Here is a 19,981-nt window from a genome sequence, read left to right as displayed (position 1 = left end):
GGTAGCTATTTTTTATTTTTAATCAATGTAAACTGACTTTTTTTCATAATTGAAGTAAGTTTATTTTAGCTATTTTTCTCAAAATCTAGTGATGATTATTTAACAATTATTCATAAATGTTTAGAAAAATTAAATATCCCAGTCTTCTTCAAAATCATCAAATTCTTGATCTTGTTCATAGGCTGGGGTAATAACTCGATAGGTGGCGTCATAAATTCCCCCTTCCATGGTGCGAGAAGGCTGACGGGGAGGTATTTTGGCACTTTTAGGTACTATTTCTGTCCTCTCTCTGGATTGGTATGAGTAAGGGGCTGCTTGACGGGGTTTTTGATTGGTTTCTAATTCTGGTTCTGGTTTATCGGCAGGATCTATTTTTATTTCTGGTTCTGGTTTTTCTATAATTTCTGGTTCGGGAGTTATATCTATGGTTTTATCTTCTTCTTTATCTTGATTTTTTTCTAATATAATTGGTTCTTGAGGAGTATTATTATTAATATCTTCTATTTCTTTATTTTCAATTTTTTCTGATTTAGTAGTTTCTGGATAGGGTACTGGCTCTCTATCTAAATCATCGGGATAAATGGGATCTTCTTTGTATTTTGGTTGATAGTATGGGTGATATTTTTCTTCTATCTTTTTTGAATATTGGCTTTCCCCAGAGGGTTGTGGATTGTTGGGGTTATTAGGATTATAGTTGGAATATTTAGGAGTTTTAGGTGTAGATAATTTGATAAAAAAGTTGATAATTAGGGTAGAAATTATTCCTCCAAAAAAGCCACTAAAAATAATAATTGATAGGGGAATATTAATAGGTGAGCTTCCTAATATGATAATGGGAATAGCTTGAGAATTTTGTATTAATAATAAAATTAAAACTAGGAAAAAGATAATTAATATTAAACTTTTGAAGTTCATGGTCAGGTAAATGTGACAGGGATATGGTTGGTATTTTTAGTGGTAGTAATCTTTAATGGTTTATGGCATATTCAAGGGTATTACATATAACTTGAGTTCGGGATAAAATTTATAGTCTTGTAAAGGTGTCAGGTATTGGGTATGAGGGGGGGTAAGGGGTTTAAACCCCTTGTTAAAAATTCACAAAAACTATGTGTTAATTAATTTTTATATGGTGGGCGATGCCCACCGTTAATTATTTGTGTTTTTTCGGAGATATAGCAATTATCATGGTTACGGGGTACAAAATGATTCCCCTAAATCCCCCGGAAATTCGGGGGACTTGAAAATCATAAATGTATCTCATAATTATAAAAAACGCTATAAAATTAATAATAAATATTATTTTTCTAGGGGGAAATAAACGAGGGGAAACCAACTACGATGGAGGATTTCTTGGGCAAAACTTTTCACTGTCCAGTTTAGCAAAATATTATCACGATCATCAGCAATGGCGATCGCACTTACATCATAATTAAGGGCAATATCAAGGATTTCCATAATGGGATCGCCTTTTTTCACTATAGATTGAACCTCTAAACCCAAATCTTTTAATTCTTGTTCCACTTTTGCTAAATCTTTTTGGGCATTTTCAAGCCTATTTTCTAATAATAAAGAAGAACGAGAAACCTCTTCTACTACAGTTAATAATAATATTTGATGTTGAGTTTTCAGAGACTCTTTTTGACAATATTCTTTGACTTTATTAATAAGATAACGAGAAGACTTACCACCTTTGTAAGGTACTAGCCAAAAACGATTGAGATGCTTACATCTTAGGGCTAATTCCTCATCTCGATAAACAGAGATTAATTGAGGGCGTAAAATCATAAAAGGGACTTTTAATTTTTTGGTTAATTTGGTAGCGGTTGAGCCAAATATACCTTCTTGAATAGCAGTTTTTACCGTGGTACCAAGAATTACAAAATCTATATTATATTTTTCTACAGTTTCAATTATATTGGTGGTAGGTTCTCCTGATACCACTTCTAAATTGACTTTAATGGAGTCTGGAACATTCTCTAATTGAGAAGATAGAAAACTTTTAACCTCATCAATTCTGTCTTGATCGATGCGAGGAATTTCCCCTTCTGTCCAGAGAGGAACACTATGTAAAAAGGTAATTTCCTTTAGACCACTATGTTCAAAACTATTTACAAAACGGGCTAGTTTTTGTAATCCATCTTTTAAGTCTGTACAAATCAGGCAACGCTGGAGCATATATTTTTCTTTAGTAATATTTTATTTTATTTATTTTAGGGTAACATTTAATCATATTAATTATTGATTAAACTTTAGATGATAGTGATAAATATTATTTATTAATATTATTTTAAATCTTTTCCCCACTGAGGATAAATACAGGGGCGATCGCCGCAAAAACTTGACTGATACCCCTTGTTTCTAGGCGATTAATAGATGATTGTACTACCTCTATATTTCGAGCATGTAATTGGGCTAGACCTTCGGAGAGTTGGTAAAGATTTTCAAGGTTAGATGCGATCGCCACTACCCGACCACCCCCTTGTAAATTATCCCAAACTTCTGTCAAAACAGCCTTCACCGACTTACCACCCCCAATAAAAACTCGATCAGGTTTAGATTTGATCTCCCCAAGACAATCAGGGGCGCAACCCTCCATTACTGTAACATTAGTTACTTTAAACTTTTTACTATTTTTCTTAATTAAAGAAACAATTTCGGGATCCCTTTCAATGGCAAGAATTTCGCTCTGGGGGCATAACAAACCCATTTCAATGGACACTGTACCAGTACCGGCACCTATATCCCAAATTACTGATTTATCCTCCAACCGTAAAGCCGACAAAATCAATAATCTGACCTCTCTTTTCGTCAGGGGAATTCCCGGTAAACGCTCAAAAAGTTCATCGGGGATGCCTGAAGTTTTATATTTCCACACCATAATTTAAAAATTTATTATATTTACAATCAAAATAATGTCTTTAGGGGGTAGGGGGCAAAACCAAACTATATATATAAAGAGAATAAACATTGACAAAATCAGCAAAATATTGTCTTTTTTCTTCTTTATGCTCTAATCCCCATATTACATGACAAGCTGTCAAGACAACTTACCTCTTAATCCTTTCAAGAAAAACAAAATAATATTCCTTATTGCCTACTCCATTGATGCCACCCTTTAAGAATTGAAACGTATTCAAACAAATCATACACCCTGACCACAAAAGAAACATGATTTCCACCATGGAGATGTGAGAGTAAGACAAATGCCAAAACTAAATAAATTTATAGAAGGATACTTATGTTGTTACAGAACAAAAGAACAAGAAACTTAGTAGAAGTCATAGATCTTCAATCATTGACTGACCCCAATGACAGTAGGATTTTAATCCAAATACAAGCGGGGGAAGAAGAGCAAGATCCCGAACCCATGAAAAAGAAGAATTTGAATTTTCCTTCTGGGGAAGACTTGCCCATCTGTTGGTTAGATGTCAACTACACAAAATCATAATTTTTTTGAGGTAAAGAAAATGATTTCATTTCGACACATTCGTAGATTTTTTATGATTATGAGTTTAGCTGTAACAGTGGCAGTTACAGGAACCTTGGCTATTGGCTCTTCAAATAGTTGGGCTAACGCACTCGAGCCTAACCAAATTGTAGGACAATTGCCGATCGCCCCAGCAGTTACTTTGTTTTCGAGTCCTAAATTTTTACTAGCATTGGTGGTAGGGGTTGTCATGGCATTTGCTTTTCAACTGCTCTTTACTAACCTAGCCATCGCAGTGGTGACAGGGCCTGATAGTCCTTCTCGTGATAGCGGCTCAGAAAGTTTTGGTGACAACGTTCGCGCCATTGAAACAAAAGTCGGATTTGGACTATTAATTAGTGTAAGTATTGCCCTATTTGTCGCCTCTTTTCTAGCTGTAAAACTGAGTCTAGTGGTTAGCCCTATACTGGGGGCAATTATTGGTATAACTATCTGGTCAGTGTTCTTTACCTTACTGACTTGGTTGGGTTCTACCGCCATGGGTTCATTACTAGGATCGATGATCAATACTGCCACCACGGGGGTTCAAAGTTTGGTAGGCACTGGCACAGCCATGTTAGGAGCCAACAGTGCTAAAAATCAAATGGTTTCTACCGCAGAGGATATTACGGCGGCGGTTCGTCGTGAGTTGAGTGTAGGTTTTGACCCTGATAGTATTGAAACTGTAAAAGATTCCTTAGACAAGATACAGTCATCAGGCTTGAATCTTGAGGAATTGGGGAATCAGTTTGAGAAATTATTTAAAGATGCAGACCTAGAGGCGATCGCCGATAGTGATTTGCTGAAAAACTTTGATAGAGAAAGTTTTGTTAAATTAGTTAGCACCCGTACAGATCTTTCAAAAAAAGACATCAATCGTATTACCGACCAGCTTGAATCGGCATGGAAAAAGGTTATTGATTCCCACGGAAAAAGCGATCCTCAAGAATTAATTAAACAGTTGAAGTCTGCAGCACCAGAAGACCTCCAATCAGGTAAACTCCGTGAGCAGTTAAATAAACTGATTAAAAAAACTTCAACTCAGCTAACTCCTGGAGAAGATTTGACCAGTCGTGCGCTTCAGTTTGGCTCCACAGCACTTTTGAGTCGAGCTTTGCAAAATGTTGATCTTTCCGATGTGGATGTAGAGAAAATCGGTGGGCAACTAAAGACATTTGTAAATAACTCATTGGACATAAACCATGAGTCCAACGGTCATCAAAATGGTAAATCCGCTCAAGAACCAAAAAACTTTAGTGTAATTCAGGGAGATCTCGAAAACTATTTGCTGTTTTCCCCACGCTGGAAACTCAACAGGGAAACAGTTAAGCAAGAATTTAGGGATGTGATTTATGATAAACAGGCAGATCCTGGTATTATTCGCAAAGAGTTGGAACTGATTGATCATGATTATTTTGTGCATGAATTGAGCCTACGAGATGACTTTAACTCCAAAGGAAGCCAAGATTTAGCTAGTTATTTAGAAGACATTCGTAACGAGGTTTTTAGTACCGTCCAAACCGCTGAAAATCAAGAAAAATTGCAAAATTTCCGCAGTCGTGTGGATAACTATCTATGCTCTACGGATAAAGCAGAACTAAATCCCGAGGCGATCGCCCAAGACTTTAAAACCTTGCTAGAAGACCCCGACACAGATTTAGATCACGTGGAAGAGCATCTTGGTCAGTTTGACCGTAGCACCCTAAAGCAAATTCTAAGCCAACGGGAGGAAATTAACTCTGAAGAAGTTGCTCAAATATTGAATCAACTCGAAAGCACCCGCGATCAGGTTCTGTCAGAAGCCAAAGAGTTGCAAAACCACATTCAAGCTCGAGCAGAGGAATTACATCACAAAGTATCAGATTACTTGCGCAATACAGACAAGGAAGAATTTAGACCAAAAGATATTCATGATAATTTAAAAATATTATTTCATGATGCCGATGTGACGTTAAATGCTTTTCGAGTAAGGCTTTCTCCATTTGATCGAGGTACCCTTATGGAGATACTAAGTCAGCGTCAAGATCTGAACGAACAACAGGTTAATCAGGTGTTAGATCAAATGGAGTCGGCACGGGTTAAAGTAGCGAATAAACTGGCAAATAGACCTAAAGAAAAGCATGAAAAAACAACGCAAATTCTCTCTCAATATCTCCGCAATGCCAACTTAGAGAAACTGAACCCCGAAGGGATTCAACAGGATCTCTCAACCTTGCTCAGTGATCCTAAAGCTGGAGCCTCTGCTCTGCAAGAAAGATTGTCTCACGTTGACAGAGAAACTTTAGTCAAACTACTGAGTCAGCGAGAAGATTTGAGCGAAGAACAAGTCAATCAAGCCATCGACCAGATACAATCTGCCATTCGTAATGTAGTCAAAGCTCCCCGTCGTTTGGCAAACCGTGTCCAAAAAGAGGCGGTTGATTTTAAAACGAATTTAGAAGAGTATCTGCAAAACACTGATAAAGAAGAATTAAATCCTGATGGCATTAAGCGTGATTTACAACTTCTGTTGCAACATCCTCGTGCGGGGTTAAGTAGTCTGGGCGATCGCACTTCCGAGTTTGATCGTGAAACCTTTGTCGCCCTTTTGGCTCAACGGGAAGATTTGAGCGAGGAAGAAGCCAATCAAATTGCTGATCAGGTGGAATCTAACTTTAAGGCCATCATTGAACAAGTCCAGCAAGTACAACAGGCCATCCAGTCAAAGATTGATAAAGGATTTGATAGTGTTCGCAGCTATCTCAATGGTTTAGAACTCCCTGAACTCAACTATGAAGGCATCAAGCAAGACTTTGGCAAACTATTTAATGACCCTCAGATGGGTTTGGAGGCTCTGCGCGATCGCTTGACTCAGTTCGACAGAGAAACCCTCGTGGCAGTTTTAAGTTCCCGTGATGACATCTCTGAAGCAGATGTTCACCGAGTTATCGATCAAGTAGAAAGCTCAAGGGATAACGTTTTACACAAAATTGAAAAAATTCAACAGGAAACACAAAAACGCCTTGATTCTGTCAAACAGGAAGCACAAAAACAAGTACGAGAAACCAGAAAAATGGCGGCTGGTGCTGCTTGGTGGGTATTTAGCTCGGCTTTATCATCCTTGGCAGCCTCGGCGATCGCTGGTTATCTAGCGGTTACTCGGTTCGCCATTTTATAAACCAAAAACATTACAAGGACATAAAAATGAATACAAATAACAACAGAAATAAACGGGCGATTGGTACTTTTCCTACTCGTAAGGCCGCTGAAAAGACCCTTCATGAATTAAAAGATTCTGGTTTTCCCATGGATCAGGTGTCTGTGGTGGCTCAAGACTTAGAGCAAAATGAAACCATGGCACGGGGCAAAACCGATGGCAACGATCGCACAGGGAACAAAGCCGATGATGGAGCAAAAATGGGTGCCTTGTCTGGTGGAGCTTTAGGTACTCTGACAGGATTACTGGTGGGTCTTGGTGTCTTGGCTGTTCCTGGTATTGGCCCTATTTTGATGGCTGGAGCCGTTGCCACCAGTTTGGCGACCACAGTTACAGGAGGGGCGATCGGAGCCGCTGCAGGAAGTTTGGTAGGGGCATTAATTGGGCTAGGTATTCCTGAAGAACGAGCCAAAGTTTATAATGATCGAGTATCTGCAGGGGAATATTTAGTGATGATTGATGGCACAGATGGGGAAATTGCCAAGGCAAAAGCCATCTTAAATCATCGAGGCATTGAAGAATGGGGGGTATATGACGTTCCTACAAAGGAATCGGCTACCGCAAACCATACTGATGATACGGCCCCTTCCCTTGAAATGAATGATCAAGTCACTCCAAGACCCTCCGAACCAGTTACTCATTCACCAGAAAGCAATCAGCCCACTTCATCAAATGATGTAAAAAAAGTGAAATTGCACGAAGAACGTATGGTTATGAATAAAGACCGCCAAAAAATAGGTGAGGTAGAAATTGGTAAGCGCGTGGAAGTAGAAACGGCTAACGTTGCGGTACCACTCACAAAAGAGCGTCTTGTGATTGTCACAGTTCCCCCAAGCAGTGAGAAGGTTTCCACCGATAATATTGATGCGTTTCATAACAGTGATACCGTTCGGGTGGAGGTTTACGAAGATACTCCTACCATTTATAAAGAGACTTTTGTTCGTGAGGAGGTCACCATCGAAAAAGAAGTAACTCAAGAAACGGTTAGCGCAGAAGAAAATTTACGTAGAGAAGAACTAGATGTGGATACTCAGGGCAATCCTTTTATGGATAATAGTTCTAATGGCAGTGATAACCCTCGCCGTTAACCCCCTAAATTAAAGAAAAACTCAAATTAAAAGGGAGTTCAGTGCATAATTGCTGGACTTCCTATTTTTATGACTGTAACCCCCTAAAAAGTTAAGAGTTGAAACTTATTGATACAAGATATACATTCTCATAACATATCAAACACGATTTAACCCGCCCCAATGTAATGGTGTAGAAAGTCAGAAGACTAAACAGAATAATATATTTTGAAGTAACAATGATGAAAAATAACGCACCAAAGATTAAAAAACCCCTTGATCCTAACGAAGTTAGGACCCAACCCGTTTCACTAGCTGATGCTGAAACAGTGAAGTTGTACGAAGAGCGCATGATTGCCGATAAAGAACGCATCAAAACAGGGGAGGTGGTCATTGATAAGCACACTGAATCAGAAACCGCCCGTGTTTCCATGCCCATTGAAAAGGAGCATATTGTGATTGAAAGGGTTCCTATGAATGGCGAGACGGTTGCTACGGATAATGTTGATGCCTTTCATGATGATGATACTGTTCGCATGGAAATTTATGAAGATACCCCAGATATTCGTAAAGAAGTTTTTGTTCATGAGGAAGTCACCATCGGAAAAGAGGTGAACCAAGAAACCATTAACGCCGAAGAAAATCTACGTCGGGAAGAACTAGATGTGGATACTCAGGGAAATCCTGCTATTGACAACCGTTCTAATCGCGCTGAAAACCGCCCCATTTAAAGACTTTCCCACTGACTGCATTATCATTTTTATTTTGCAATCAGTATGGCTCAGCACTTCGCCCATCATGAAATTAAGGAGATTTATCCATGGAAACAATCAATATCGGACTGACAGATAAACAACGTCAAGGGGTGATCAATTTGCTCAATCAAAGTTTGGCAGACACCTATGTACTACTGGTCAAAACGAAGAAATATCATTGGGATATTGTGGGGCCGCAGTTTATGACTCTGCATAAGCTATGGCACGCTCATTACGAAGCTCTCACTATCAATGTAGATGTTATTGCCGAACGTATCAGAACCTTGGGTGGTTATCCCGTAGGAACCATGAAAGGATTTCTCAAAATTTGTTCTCTCAAAGAGCATCCTGGTGATGTTCCTAGTGCGACGGAGATGGTATCGCAACTGCTAGAAGATCATCAAAAGGTCGTGCGAAATTTGCGTGAACAGGTTAAGCAATGTAGCAAGGAGTTTAAGGATGAAGGGACTGCTGACTTTCTCACAGGCTTGATGGAACAACATGAACAAATAGCTTGGATGTTGCGTTCTTTCATTGAGGGAGAAACGCTCAAAACAAATGGTAAAAAGCCTAAGGTGGACAAAAAAGCCGTGGGGGTTTAGGAAACTACTCCTTTTGACTCTCAAAAGACATTGAACCACCCAACTATGGAGGAACATAACCCATGATACTAACTGTCGATTTATTGGGACTTATCAGAACAAGAATTGCTGAACTAGATCAAAAATTGGCGTTGCGCCATGGCGATCGCTACGACAAAATCAAGCATCAATTGGACGAGGCAAAAAAGTGGTATCAAACCACAAAATCTGAAGCCCAAAGCAGTAACACCATCCCTCTCGAGCAAAAGCAGGAGGAAACAACGGATCAATTTGCCAAAGCTGGATCAAAGACGGCTCGTCAAGAAGACGTTATTAAACAAAAGTTAAAAAACTTTTTGAAAAATCAAATCAAGGCTAAATAACAATTTATCTATTCCTTTTCTTATTCATTTAATAAAATTTACATTAAAAACCATGAAATTACTATATATCGTTCTCGGCATCCTGCTTCCCCCTGTGGCTGTTTTCCTAAAGTTTGGGGTTGGCTCAACACTATTTATCAACATTGGATTAACCATACTCGGTTGGATTCCTGGCAGTATTCATGCAGTATGGGCGATCGCAAAAGAAGACCAAGAACTGAACGGAACTGTTTAAAAATAAGCAGTTAATCTATCTAAAAGCTCTAATGGGTGAGCGCTTAACATCAAAACTGCTCAAGCAAAACTCATTGTTATCACGTCGTTTATTGGATTAAAAATATGAATAATATCATCGGATATCTAGTTACTACTTTAGCAACAGCATTAGGTTTACTGATCGTTGATTTGGTTGTACCAGGGGTAAACATTGCCAACTTTCCCAGCGCATTAGTTGCAGGGGTTGTCATCGGATTCGTCAACTCCGTCATTCGACCAGTGCTTTCTACCCTATCACTACCCATTAATTTTGTGACATTAGGGCTATTTTCCTTAGTTGTCAACGGCTTTTGTTTTTGGTTAGCCTCTTTGTTCGCCCCTGGTTTTATGGTAAGTGGTTTATTGGCATTCATCCTAGGGCCAGTTATCCTATCATTTGCTAGTACCTTCTTAAATACTTATTTTGCCGAAAAGAATATTGGTCAATTCTCTTCTTCACCCACCATTGAAAACTCCCCCCATTAAATTTTCCTGATTTCCGATGGTTGAGTTAAGAGCCTTTACAAAAGGAAAGTCCTTTCCTAAAGTAGTATATGTATAATCTTAGCTTTACCAAAGTTTTGAGGGTATATCCCATAATGAAAATATTTATTGCGATGCCCTCATCAATGGCTTTAAACCCAAATTTTTGGTAAAAGATTGTTTCTTTATCTTCTTGAGTTTAGACTAAATCTAATTTTAAACGCTGAAACCCTTATATGACGTATGTTTTATATTTTTTACATTAAACGGATAAGAATAGTCAAAATTCTTGCTGTATAAGGATCATAGCTTCTTACAGTTCAAATTAGTCTAAAGTACAGTTATCTTATCAATTTATCAAAAAAAATATGGCGATCGCAACTTTGATCAAAAGTATCCAAGACATTATGCGCAAAGATGTGGGGGTTGACGGCGACGCGCAGCGCATTAGTCAATTAGTATGGATGCTATTTTTAAAAATATTTGATGATAAAGAACAAGAATGGGAATTTACCATAGACCATTACCAATCCCCATTACCAGAGCGTTTTCGTTGGTCATCTTGGGCCAAAAATGACGAAGGCATCACAGGGGATGAGTTAAGTAAGTTGGCGTTATTAATAGTGGGTTTAGTATTACCAAAACCTTTATTAATAAAAGGCTTAAACCTTTTGGCTAGATCGATTTAATTACACCTACCTACTTAATCGATTTTGTCAATAACGAGTTATTTCCTACCCTCAAAGCATTGGCCACCGCTTCGGGCGTTTCTGAGCAGGGCAGGGTAATCGGTTCGGTATTTGAAGATGCCTATAACTACATGAAATCGGGTACTTTATTACGTCAAGTCATCAACACCATCCAAGAAGACTTAGATTTTAACTCTTCAGACGATCGCCACTTATTCAATGACATCTACGAAAAAATCCTTGCGGACTTACAATCAGCGGGGAATGCAGGGGAATATTACACCCCCCGTGCCGTTACTCAATTTATGGTGGATATACTAAAACCCCAGTTGGGGGAAACAATCCTCGATCCTGCCTGTGGTACTGGTGGTTTCCTCACTTGTGCCATCGACTATTTACAAAAACAAGTCAAAAACCCCGATGATCAAAAAACCATCGAAAATACTATCCAAGGGGTAGAGAAAAAACCCTTACCCCACATGTTGGCCATGACCAATATCATGTTGCATGGTATTGATATACCTACCAAAATTCGCCACGATAACACCCTCTCTCGTCCTCTCAGAGATTATACAACCAAAGATAAGGTGGATGTCATCCTCACCAATCCGCCCTTTGGAGGGGTAGAAGAAGACGGCATCGAGAACAATTTTCCTAAGAAATACCAAACCAGAGAAACCGCCGATTTATTTATGGCGTTGATTATGCACCTATTAAAAAAAGATACGGGGCGAGGTGCGATCGTTTTGCCAGACGGGTTTTTATTTGGGGAAGGGGTGAAAACAGCCATCAAACAAGAACTTTTAACCAATTTTAATCTCCATACCATCATCCGTTTACCCAAGGGGGTATTTAGTCCTTATACCAGCATTTCTACCAACATTTTATTTTTTGACCGCACCCAACCCACCGAAAAAATTTGGTTTTTTGAACATCCCTATCCTCAAGGTTATAAATCTTATTCTCGCTCAAAACCCCTAACCATTAAAGAGTTTGACAGGGAAAAAGCATGGTGGCAGAAACGGGAAGAAAACGAATTTGCTTGGGCGGTATCTGTGGAGGAAATTATCGCCAAAAATTATAATATTGATTCTAAAAATCCTTACCAAGAATCTATTAATCATGGTAAACCCGAAGATTTGATGGAAGAATTTACCCAGTTATCACAACAGGTTAAAGAAATTCAGGATGAACTAAAAACAGAATTAACAGAATCTTTAAAAAAATAAAATTTGTTATATTTGACCCCCCCTAACACCCTTATTAAACAGGTTTTTTTCATTCTCAAAATTTGGTTTAATTGAAAACTATAATTGATAAAAAATCTAGCCATTTTTACTGATTAACAAATCAATTTTCATGAAAAACCATGATATTTTTCAGGCAAATTCAGTTCAATTTATTGAACGGTATCTATTAGACGTGTAATTCATTACACGTTGAGATAATCGTTATGAATCCTCATCTCGCTTTGCAATAAATTGACAAAGCTAACAGTTTTCGTTCAATGAATTGAACTTACGAAATACAATTTTACCCCGACTTTCAAAAACCCTGTTTACTAAAGGGGGGAAAAGACAATGGGTGAGGGTCTGGTATAGTTACAGAATCAATCGTTATGGGGTACAAAAATTTCTATGACAATCTCTAAAAGTGAAACTGCCACGATCAAACTTTTAGATCAATATTTCACCACCGCTTTTTCCGCGCCCGAAGGCATACCCAAGTTACGAGAGTTGATTCTTTCTTTGGCAATGCAAGGGCAACTTGTACCCCAAAACCCTGACGATACACCAGCACGGGATTTATTAAAGGACATTGAAACGGAAAAGCAACGGTTAATTGATGAGAAAAAGCTCAAAAAATCAAAACCCCTCCCAGAAATTACTGCCGATGAAATTCCCTATAATATTCCCGACAGTTGGGAATGGGCGAGACTTAATGATTTTGGATTTTGGAAATCTGGTTCAACTCCTAGTCGCACAAATCCTTCTTTTTATAACGGCAATATTCCTTGGATAAAATCAGGTGAGGTTAAACAAGGATTAATTTCAAAAACAGATGAAACAATAACATTAAAGGCTTTACAAAAATGTTCATTAGATTTAAATCCTATTGGCTCTATTTTAATCGCTATGTATGGGGCAAATATAGGAGATGTAGGAATTTTAGAAATTGAAGCTACAACAAATCAAGCTGTTTGTGCTTGTCAAACTTTTTCACAAATAGATAATATTTTTTTGAGTAAATTATTAATTTCACTTAAGCAAAATTTTATTTTACAAGGTGCAGGTGCAGCACAACCAAATATTTCAAGAGTTAAAATTATTAATACTATTGTACCCTTACCACCATTAGAAGAACAAAAGAGAATAGTAGAGAAAATAGAGATATTGATGAAACTATGTGACGAATTAGAGGAAAAAATAACCAACCAAACAGAAAAACAAACTAGCCTTTTAAATGCCCTTATTGCCCAAATTTAAGGTTAATTTTTGTTTTATTAAGAAGGGTTAAGGGTGATTTTATACCACCGTGTAATAAATTACACGGCTAATAGAATTACGTTCAATGAATTGAACTAAGATATTATTCTTAAGGGCTAAATTTTTCTAATTCAGTAATGGTAGTTTTATTTTGATGATGCTGTTTTTGGTTTTTTACATAGTTAATAGCAATGGGGAAATTTTGAACTCCGACGCTAAATATCCCATAACCATCTTGCCAATAAAAGCTATTATTGTAATTTTTACCAATAAAATTAGAACTACTAGCTTTAATTTTTCTAACATATTCAGAGATAGTAATGGTGGGTGGAATTGATACTATTAAATGGACATGGTCTGGCATACCATTAATTATATGTATTTTACATTTTAGTGCTTTGGATTTGTCAATAATGTATTTATATAGTTTTTCTTCTATGGATGTTGAAATTAATGGTATTCTTTCTTTTGTTGCCCAAACAATATGATAGTATAAGTGCCAGTATGCCATTTGACTGTTAGCTTTTTCAATAACAATAATTTTAACAAGGAAAATTTATTGTTTCACTAATAATCAACAACAAAAAAGTTTAATTTATTAAACGAAATTGCGGTAGCCGTGAAATTTATTGCACGGCGATATTAAAAGTTAATCATTTAATGTTTGTATGGGGTTTAGGTGCAATGATTCAAATATAATTTGTCGTTATACTATTAATATAAAAGAAGATATTGTTTTAGAATTACAACCTCTTTTTCAATGTTTTTATACTGATTATGGAGTGGCTGAGATTTGAATAAAAAAGAGTTGTCAGAAAGAGATATTTGTACAAAATTTATCACCCCAGCGCTCATCAAAGCAGGATGGAATCTGCAAACCCAAGTCAGAGAAGAATTTAGTCTTACCAAAGGACGTGTCATTGTGCGGGGCAAACTTCACACCCGTGGGCAACAAAAACGTGCTGATTATGTATTATTTTATCAACCGAATATTCCCCTTGCGGTCATCGAAGCCAAAGATAATAAGCATAGTGTGGGGGATGGAATGCAACAGGCTTTGGAGTATGCTGATTTATTGCAAGTACCTTTTGTTTTTAGTAGTAATGGCGATCGCCTCTTATTTCACAACAAACTTAATACAGACGGCAACATAGAACAGGAAATCGAATTTGAGCAAATGCCTAGCCCTGATATATTGTGGGGCTGGTGGTCAAAATCTCAGGGGTTAAACGAACAACAACAAAAACTCATCACCCAAGACTATTACAACGATGGAAGCGGAAAAACCCCCCGTTATTACCAACTTTTAGCCATCAACAAAACCATCGAAGCCATCTCCCAAGGGCAACAAAGAATATTATTAGTAATGGCCACAGGCACAGGTAAAACCTTCACCGCCTTTCAGATTATTTGGCGCCTATGGAAGTCAAAACATAAAAAAAGAATCCTCTTTTTAGCAGATCGCAATATCCTTGTAGATCAAACCATGAGTAATGATTTTAAACCCTTTGGGTCAGCCATGACCAAAATTCAAAAACGCCAAGCCAACAAATCTTACGAAATTTACCTCTGTCTATACCAAGCCATCACAGGAAAAGAAGAAAGCCAAAATATCTACAAACAATTTAGCCCCAACTTTTTTGATTTAATCGTCATCGATGAATGTCATCGAGGTAGCGCCGCCGAAGATTCTGCATGGCGAGAAATTTTAGAATATTTCTCCGAAGCCACCCAAATCGGCTTGACTGCCACCCCCAAAGAAACCAAAAATGTATCCAATATCGACTATTTTGGCGAACCCATTTACACCTATTCCCTACGCCAAGGCATCGATGATGGCTTCCTTGCCCCCTACAAAGTCGTGAGAATTGATATAGATAAAGATTTGTCAGGATGGCGCCCCCAAAAAGGACAAATCGATAAATATGGCAACCCCATCGAAGATAGAGTTTATAACCAAAAAGACTTTGATAAAACCTTAATCCTCGAAAAACGTACCGAATTAGTAGCCCAAAAAATTACTGAATTTCTTAAAAGCACTGATAGGTATCAAAAGGCGATCGTTTTTTGTGAAAATATAGACCATGCAGAAAGAATGCGCCAAGCCCTAGCCAACGCCAATAGCGATTTGGTTGCCCAAAACTTCAAATACATCACGCGCATCACAGGAGACAACCCAGAAGGTAAAGCAGAATTAGATAACTTCATCTTTCCCGAAAGCATTTACCCCGTCATCGCCACCACCTCCAAACTAATGACCACAGGAGTAGATGCCCAAACCTGTAAACTAATCGTACTCGATCAACGCATCCAATCCATGACCGAATTTAAACAAATCATCGGTAGAGGTACAAGGATAAACGAAGAATACGATAAATTTTACTTTACCATCATCGACTTTAAAAAAGCTACCGAACTCTTTGCAGATCCAGACTTTGACGGCGATCCAGTGCAGATATATGAGCCGAAAAACCTCGAAGATTCCCCCGTACCTCCCGACGATTTTGATAACCCCGATGAGCCTTACAAGTATCCAGAAAACCATAAAAATAAGGGTAACAATAAAGCCTCCGAACCATCAGCCCACTGGGGAACATGGACAAACGAAGATGAAATTAAGCGATATGTAGTCAATGATGTAGAAGTAAGAGTTGCTTCCGAAAGAGTGCAATATTACGATGCAGAAGGAAAATTAATCACCGAATCCTTAAAAGACTATACCCGCAAAACCGTTAATCAAAAATATCAATCTCTCACTGAATTTTTGCGTCAATGGAGTAAAGCAGAAAAGAAAGAAATCATCATCCAAGAATTAGCCCAAGCAGGAGTATTTTTCCCTGCCTTAACCCAAGAAGTGGGCAAAAATTATGATCCCTTTGACCTAATCTGTCATATCGTCTGGGATGTACCCCCCTTAACTCGTCAAGAAAGAGCAAGAGAAGTTAAAAAACGGGATTACTTTAGCAAATATGGCGCACAAGCACGACAAGTATTAGATGGGTTATTAGATAAATATGCCGATGAGGGCATAGAAGCGGTAATTGAGCCACAAATCTTAAAAATTGATCCTTTTTCCCAAATGGGTACACCTATGGAAATAGCCCAGTTATTTGGCAGTACAAAAGGTTATTCTCAAGCAGTTCGTGAGTTACAAACACAGTTATATAATATTAATTAGAGTAGCAACTATTGCCATTCTCGATCCTCTAATTCCTTTTGAGGTAACAACAAGGTAGCTTCAATTTCTTGTCGAATTACCGTGGTAATTTCGCAGTTACTATTCAAGCAATCGATCAGCAGTTGATTTGCATCATAATAGCGTTGCAATACTTGCTGTTGCTCAGGGCTAAACTGCCAAGGGTGGTTAATATTTCGATATTTGATGATCATTTTTCTCAACTGTTCTACCCAAGCCGAGTAGTGCCTTTCCCACCACTTCTCGAGCATTTCTTGGTTTTGGCTCGAAGGTGGTAATTGTTCTTTTAATTGTTGCACGGACTTATAAAATCCAGCATCCAAAACCATTGTCAAAATATTGTTGAGTGCCTCACTACAAGCATTAACATAAGCAAAATCTTGACTATGATCGATCGCAACTTCTAACAACAAGTTATCTAAGGCTGCATCCAAAAACATTCCTTGGTCTAGGGTAGTGGCAAGGGCAAAGTTAGCCGCAGTATGAGGTGAGTTGGCAAGGGCAAGATAAAACGCCCGTGAGGTGGCAAATTTAGGTTGAGTGGGAATAGTCTGGGACTTTTCACTGGCCCACATCAAAAATTCTTGTAAATATGGGTCTTGAGCCACCAAAGCATCAATTTCTTGCTTCATCAACTGCACCATAGAATCGGCACTCCGTAACATAGCTGCCGTTAATAAAAAGACTTCCCGCCAGTGAGGATCACTAATATGGCTCACCAGTCCTCCTAAGGCTTGTTCTAATGCCCGCAAATTATAACTAGCAACAATTTTTCGAGCCGTGAGATATTCTTGAAACACAAGATAGGAGAAGGAAAAGATTCCCCTGGCTCGTTCTGTGAGTAACCCATGTTGAGCCTCAATGGATTTTAAGATCGCCTCGCTCTCAAGTTGAAACTCTTCTGGCTCTAAGGTTGCACTAGGCAAATTTCGTAGATAATCCTCAATATATTGTTCAATCACCCGTTGCTCGAAAAAATACTGCCCTTGCTCAAAAGTTACCGCTGCAAGTTGACTCAACAGTTTAAGTTTTTGTGGCAACAAAAATCCTCTATAAACCTCATCCCTTTCAACTCCTCTGGTTTCATCCCATTTACTCAGTAATAAGTCTAGCCCTTGCTTATAAAAATCAGAGCGTTTAGCAGGAAATTTTTCCTGTCCATGAAATACCCAACAGGCGAGATGAAGAAACAGAGGCGTAGTCACCAATTGACGAAACTGCCAGTTTTCGGGCAAGTTCAACTTCTCCATAAACTGAGCAGAGGGATCTTCTTGTCCAGAGGTAAGAGTCTTGGGAGTGAAGGCTGCAAACCACTTTTGGGCAAAGATGATGATTTGAGCTTGGGTAAAGGGGGCAATTTCTACATCGGTAAAGCCTTGTAGTTGCAGTTTTTGGGCGGCGGTGCGACAGGTGGCTACAAATTGATTTTTATGATATTTTTTCGAGAACCTCCGAATCTCCCGAGTAACCTGTGTCATGTTCTTTTTTAGAACCTCGTCCATGCCATCTAATAATAGTAAAACTCGTCCCTCTTTGACTAAAGTTTCAGGTACAGATGGGCTTGAAATTCCTGAAATGATAAATTCTTGATGAATGTAATTTAAGAGGCTAAATTTCGCATCTTCCCGACTAGATTCTTCGGCAAAGTCTTTGAGAGTAATAAAAATCGGCACTTGATGGGGGGCGAATTCTCCCCGATCGCACTGAATAGCCAGATGTTTCAAAAAGGTGGTTTTGCCCACCCCTGATTTACCTAGTAACCTAACTTTGGAGTAGGTTTGCACTGCCTCCATTCCCGATATTTGTTTTTGCTCTACCTCTCCCAAACCAAAGCGATTAAATTCGGTGGGTTCTAATTTTTGTAAATCAGAAATCTCAAACCATTGTTGACTGGCAATTTCTTCCAAAATATTAACATCGACATAGATTTCGTCAATGCTGACGGGATGATTAATATCTAATAACTGCAAGATGCCACACTGGTTTTGTATGGTTTCTTTACGTTGCGATCGCACCTGTATTACCAGATTATCAATATTTATAGGGGCGGTTTCTCCTGGTTCCAGAAACTTTGCTGGGGGATTATCTGCAATTTCTCGCCACTCTAAATCGAGTATTCCACAAATTTCTGTAAAAGTACAGCGATCAACGGGTCGTCCAGAAAAAAATCGCCAAATTGGTTGACGAGTCTTTAAGTTCACCTCCGCTGCCAAATTTTCCTGTGTCCAACCCTTTAGAGCAAATGCTCGTTTAGCTTTTTGAATTCCTGAAGAGGATGCCTGGAGCGATCGTTTGACCATAATAAAGATATAACTTTCATATTTAGACTCAGAATACAAAGTTTTATATTTTATAAAATCAAAAATTTGTCTGACCGCTCGATGTTAACACTTTTACTTAAGTATATCAACGCCAAGTCTAAATTTTTGTAACAAACGTAAACATAGATATTAGTGGCAAGTATTGAGTTAAAACCATTGCTTAACAAAGATTTAAGGATATAAACATGGATAAATATAAGATCTTTTTAGTTTTTATTCAGTCTGTAATCAAGGTTTTTTTGCTGTCTTCAATACATAACACTTAAGTGCAGCACGTAGGTATATTGGTCTATTTCAAAACTATTGCGGGGAGTTTCCACCAAGGTATATCAGGATATATATGATGTTCTTTATGGTAGCCAAAATGATAGCAGGTAAGAAATGACCAAAGAAAAGGGCGATAAATACTTTGGGTGCGATAAGAATCTTGATAACCGTCTATGGGTTTGCGATGGGGCAGAAAAGTTCCAAAATAGAAAAGCTGAAACGAACTTAAAAGGGTAGGAACTGCCCAAAATAAGATCAAATTAGTATAGTTGATCTTCAAAAAAACATGCACACTCACAGCAGTGACAATTAAACCCACAAATCGCCACCAACTCCAATACCCTTGCATAAAGCAGAGATACCACGCAAACGGATTTTCAGCTTGACCGTTGCTGTCATGGAAATCAGGGTCAGATTCGCTAGCGGGGGAATCATGGTGCTGCAAATGACTTTCTCGCAACCAATCATAAGAGAAAAAACCATAGAGTAACAGGGTTAGGGAGCCGAAAAAGTAATTAATTTGAGGATGCTTGGGAAAAATTGATCCATGGATGGCATCATGAGCAGTGATGAAAAGCCCCGTGCAGAGGAATGTTTGCCACAATATTGCTATCAATGTCCACCAGATTAAGGTTTGCTTTACAGTTACGGCACTCAAAAGAAACCCAAAACTGAACCCCCATAGGGAAATAATCAAAAGGGCGATCGCCACTCCCTTTATGGCAATTCCTGAAGAAATCAAAGGATTGGAGTTGTGTAAAGATGAATTAAATCGTGTTTCATCTGTCATAAAAAAGTAGAACTTGTCTCAATAAATTTTAAATATTAACCCCAAT

Annotated in this window: 19 protein-coding genes; 12 read left to right on the top strand and 7 right to left on the bottom strand. The window is 38.3% G+C overall.

The annotated features are described in order from the left end of the window. Positions 1–129: 129 nt before the first annotated feature. The 4 genes from A5482_RS10435 to A5482_RS10420 form a co-directional block, all read right to left on the bottom strand. A complete protein-coding gene (locus tag A5482_RS10435) occupies positions 130–915 on the bottom strand; it encodes a hypothetical protein (RefSeq protein WP_069789502.1) in 786 nt (261 codons plus the stop codon). Positions 916–1,296: 381 nt separating this feature from the next. After that, positions 1,297–2,175, bottom strand: a complete 879-nt coding sequence (locus A5482_RS10430; RefSeq protein ID WP_069789501.1) for a universal stress protein — start codon at positions 2,173–2,175, stop codon at positions 1,297–1,299. A 112-nt stretch (positions 2,176–2,287) separates the two neighbouring features. After that, entirely contained in the window at positions 2,288–2,878 is a 591-nt protein-coding gene (cbiT, locus tag A5482_RS10425; RefSeq protein WP_069789500.1) for a precorrin-6Y C5,15-methyltransferase subunit CbiT, read from the bottom strand. 40 nt (positions 2,879–2,918) lie between these two features. Next, positions 2,919–3,041, bottom strand: coding sequence for a hypothetical protein (locus A5482_RS10420; RefSeq protein ID WP_255365524.1), 123 nt, complete (start codon positions 3,039–3,041; stop codon positions 2,919–2,921). A 197-nt stretch (positions 3,042–3,238) separates the two neighbouring features. On the opposite strand from A5482_RS10420, the gene A5482_RS10415 reads away from it, so the two are divergent. From A5482_RS10415 to A5482_RS10365, 11 genes are all read left to right on the top strand, one after another. After that, the gene (locus A5482_RS10415; protein WP_069789499.1) at positions 3,239–3,448 is read left to right on the top strand and encodes an acetyltransferase; all 210 of its coding nucleotides are present in this window, start codon (positions 3,239–3,241) and stop codon (positions 3,446–3,448) included. Positions 3,449–3,467: 19 nt separating this feature from the next. Further along, entirely contained in the window at positions 3,468–6,623 is a 3,156-nt protein-coding gene (locus A5482_RS10410) for a hypothetical protein (RefSeq protein WP_083260358.1), read from the top strand. Between the two features lie 26 nt (positions 6,624–6,649). Further along, complete coding sequence (locus tag A5482_RS10405; protein ID WP_069789498.1) at positions 6,650–7,750, top strand: YsnF/AvaK domain-containing protein; 1,101 nt, start codon at positions 6,650–6,652, stop codon at positions 7,748–7,750. A 218-nt stretch (positions 7,751–7,968) separates the two neighbouring features. Continuing rightward, the gene (locus A5482_RS10400; protein WP_083260356.1) at positions 7,969–8,460 is read left to right on the top strand and encodes a YsnF/AvaK domain-containing protein; all 492 of its coding nucleotides are present in this window, start codon (positions 7,969–7,971) and stop codon (positions 8,458–8,460) included. A gap of 89 nt (positions 8,461–8,549) precedes the next feature. Then, on the top strand, positions 8,550–9,086 hold the full coding sequence (locus A5482_RS10395; protein ID WP_069789496.1) for a Dps family protein: 537 nt from the start codon (positions 8,550–8,552) through the stop codon (positions 9,084–9,086). 62 nt (positions 9,087–9,148) lie between these two features. Continuing rightward, complete coding sequence (locus A5482_RS10390; protein WP_069789495.1) at positions 9,149–9,448, top strand: hypothetical protein; 300 nt, start codon at positions 9,149–9,151, stop codon at positions 9,446–9,448. Positions 9,449–9,500: 52 nt separating this feature from the next. Then, complete coding sequence (locus A5482_RS10385) at positions 9,501–9,683, top strand: YqaE/Pmp3 family membrane protein (protein WP_069789494.1); 183 nt, start codon at positions 9,501–9,503, stop codon at positions 9,681–9,683. 104 nt (positions 9,684–9,787) lie between these two features. Then, complete coding sequence (locus tag A5482_RS10380) at positions 9,788–10,189, top strand: phage holin family protein (RefSeq protein WP_069789493.1); 402 nt, start codon at positions 9,788–9,790, stop codon at positions 10,187–10,189. 365 nt (positions 10,190–10,554) lie between these two features. Beyond that, positions 10,555–10,875 (top strand): type I restriction-modification system subunit M N-terminal domain-containing protein, encoded by a 321-nt coding sequence (locus A5482_RS10375; protein ID WP_069789492.1) that lies wholly within the window; start codon positions 10,555–10,557, stop codon positions 10,873–10,875. 59 nt (positions 10,876–10,934) lie between these two features. Continuing rightward, a complete protein-coding gene (locus A5482_RS10370) occupies positions 10,935–12,104 on the top strand; it encodes an N-6 DNA methylase (protein ID WP_242411872.1) in 1,170 nt (389 codons plus the stop codon). Between the two features lie 408 nt (positions 12,105–12,512). After that, entirely contained in the window at positions 12,513–13,361 is an 849-nt protein-coding gene (locus tag A5482_RS10365; protein WP_069789491.1) for a restriction endonuclease subunit S, read from the top strand. 109 nt (positions 13,362–13,470) lie between these two features. Here A5482_RS10365 and tnpA read toward each other — a convergent pair whose 3' ends face one another. Next, the gene (tnpA, locus tag A5482_RS10360; RefSeq protein ID WP_069789490.1) at positions 13,471–13,872 is read right to left on the bottom strand and encodes an IS200/IS605 family transposase; all 402 of its coding nucleotides are present in this window, start codon (positions 13,870–13,872) and stop codon (positions 13,471–13,473) included. A 282-nt stretch (positions 13,873–14,154) separates the two neighbouring features. On the opposite strand from tnpA, the gene hsdR reads away from it, so the two are divergent. Beyond that, the gene (gene hsdR / locus A5482_RS10355; RefSeq protein ID WP_069789489.1) at positions 14,155–16,539 is read left to right on the top strand and encodes an EcoAI/FtnUII family type I restriction enzme subunit R; all 2,385 of its coding nucleotides are present in this window, start codon (positions 14,155–14,157) and stop codon (positions 16,537–16,539) included. Positions 16,540–16,547: 8 nt separating this feature from the next. On the opposite strand, the gene A5482_RS10350 is transcribed toward hsdR, so the two are convergent. Next, the gene (locus tag A5482_RS10350) at positions 16,548–18,896 is read right to left on the bottom strand and encodes an NACHT domain-containing protein (RefSeq protein ID WP_242411871.1); all 2,349 of its coding nucleotides are present in this window, start codon (positions 18,894–18,896) and stop codon (positions 16,548–16,550) included. Between the two features lie 271 nt (positions 18,897–19,167). Then, positions 19,168–19,935, bottom strand: a complete 768-nt coding sequence (locus A5482_RS10345) for a fatty acid desaturase (protein WP_069789487.1) — start codon at positions 19,933–19,935, stop codon at positions 19,168–19,170. Positions 19,936–19,981: the final 46 nt, after the last annotated feature.

Origin of the sequence: Cyanobacterium sp. IPPAS B-1200 (genome assembly GCF_001747005.2) — a bacterium.
Classification (GTDB): Bacteria; Cyanobacteriota; Cyanobacteriia; order Cyanobacteriales; family Cyanobacteriaceae; genus Cyanobacterium.
The sequence above is the reverse complement of the archived record's forward strand: the minus strand, read 5'-3'. Positions and strand labels throughout refer to the sequence as shown.

Bases quoted from the DNA above. Each gene is read 5' to 3' on its own strand.
- A5482_RS10405 (WP_069789498.1), top strand. From the start codon at position 6,650: ATGAATACAAATAACAACAGAAATAAACGGGCGATTGGTACTTTTCCT.
- A5482_RS10435 (WP_069789502.1), bottom strand. From the start codon at position 915: ATGAACTTCAAAAGTTTAATATTAATTATCTTTTTCCTAGTTTTAATT.
- A5482_RS10430 (WP_069789501.1), bottom strand. From the start codon at position 2,175: ATGCTCCAGCGTTGCCTGATTTGTACAGACTTAAAAGATGGATTACAA.
- A5482_RS10390 (WP_069789495.1), top strand. From the start codon at position 9,149: ATGATACTAACTGTCGATTTATTGGGACTTATCAGAACAAGAATTGCT.
- A5482_RS10415 (WP_069789499.1), top strand. From the start codon at position 3,239: ATGTTGTTACAGAACAAAAGAACAAGAAACTTAGTAGAAGTCATAGAT.
- A5482_RS10345 (WP_069789487.1), bottom strand. From the start codon at position 19,935: ATGACAGATGAAACACGATTTAATTCATCTTTACACAACTCCAATCCT.
- A5482_RS10380 (WP_069789493.1), top strand. From the start codon at position 9,788: ATGAATAATATCATCGGATATCTAGTTACTACTTTAGCAACAGCATTA.
- A5482_RS10365 (WP_069789491.1), top strand. From the start codon at position 12,513: ATGACAATCTCTAAAAGTGAAACTGCCACGATCAAACTTTTAGATCAA.
- cbiT (WP_069789500.1), bottom strand. From the start codon at position 2,878: ATGGTGTGGAAATATAAAACTTCAGGCATCCCCGATGAACTTTTTGAG.
- A5482_RS10395 (WP_069789496.1), top strand. From the start codon at position 8,550: ATGGAAACAATCAATATCGGACTGACAGATAAACAACGTCAAGGGGTG.
- A5482_RS10375 (WP_069789492.1), top strand. From the start codon at position 10,555: ATGGCGATCGCAACTTTGATCAAAAGTATCCAAGACATTATGCGCAAA.
- A5482_RS10410 (WP_083260358.1), top strand. From the start codon at position 3,468: ATGATTTCATTTCGACACATTCGTAGATTTTTTATGATTATGAGTTTA.
- tnpA (WP_069789490.1), bottom strand. From the start codon at position 13,872: ATGGCATACTGGCACTTATACTATCATATTGTTTGGGCAACAAAAGAA.
- A5482_RS10400 (WP_083260356.1), top strand. From the start codon at position 7,969: ATGATGAAAAATAACGCACCAAAGATTAAAAAACCCCTTGATCCTAAC.
- A5482_RS10385 (WP_069789494.1), top strand. From the start codon at position 9,501: ATGAAATTACTATATATCGTTCTCGGCATCCTGCTTCCCCCTGTGGCT.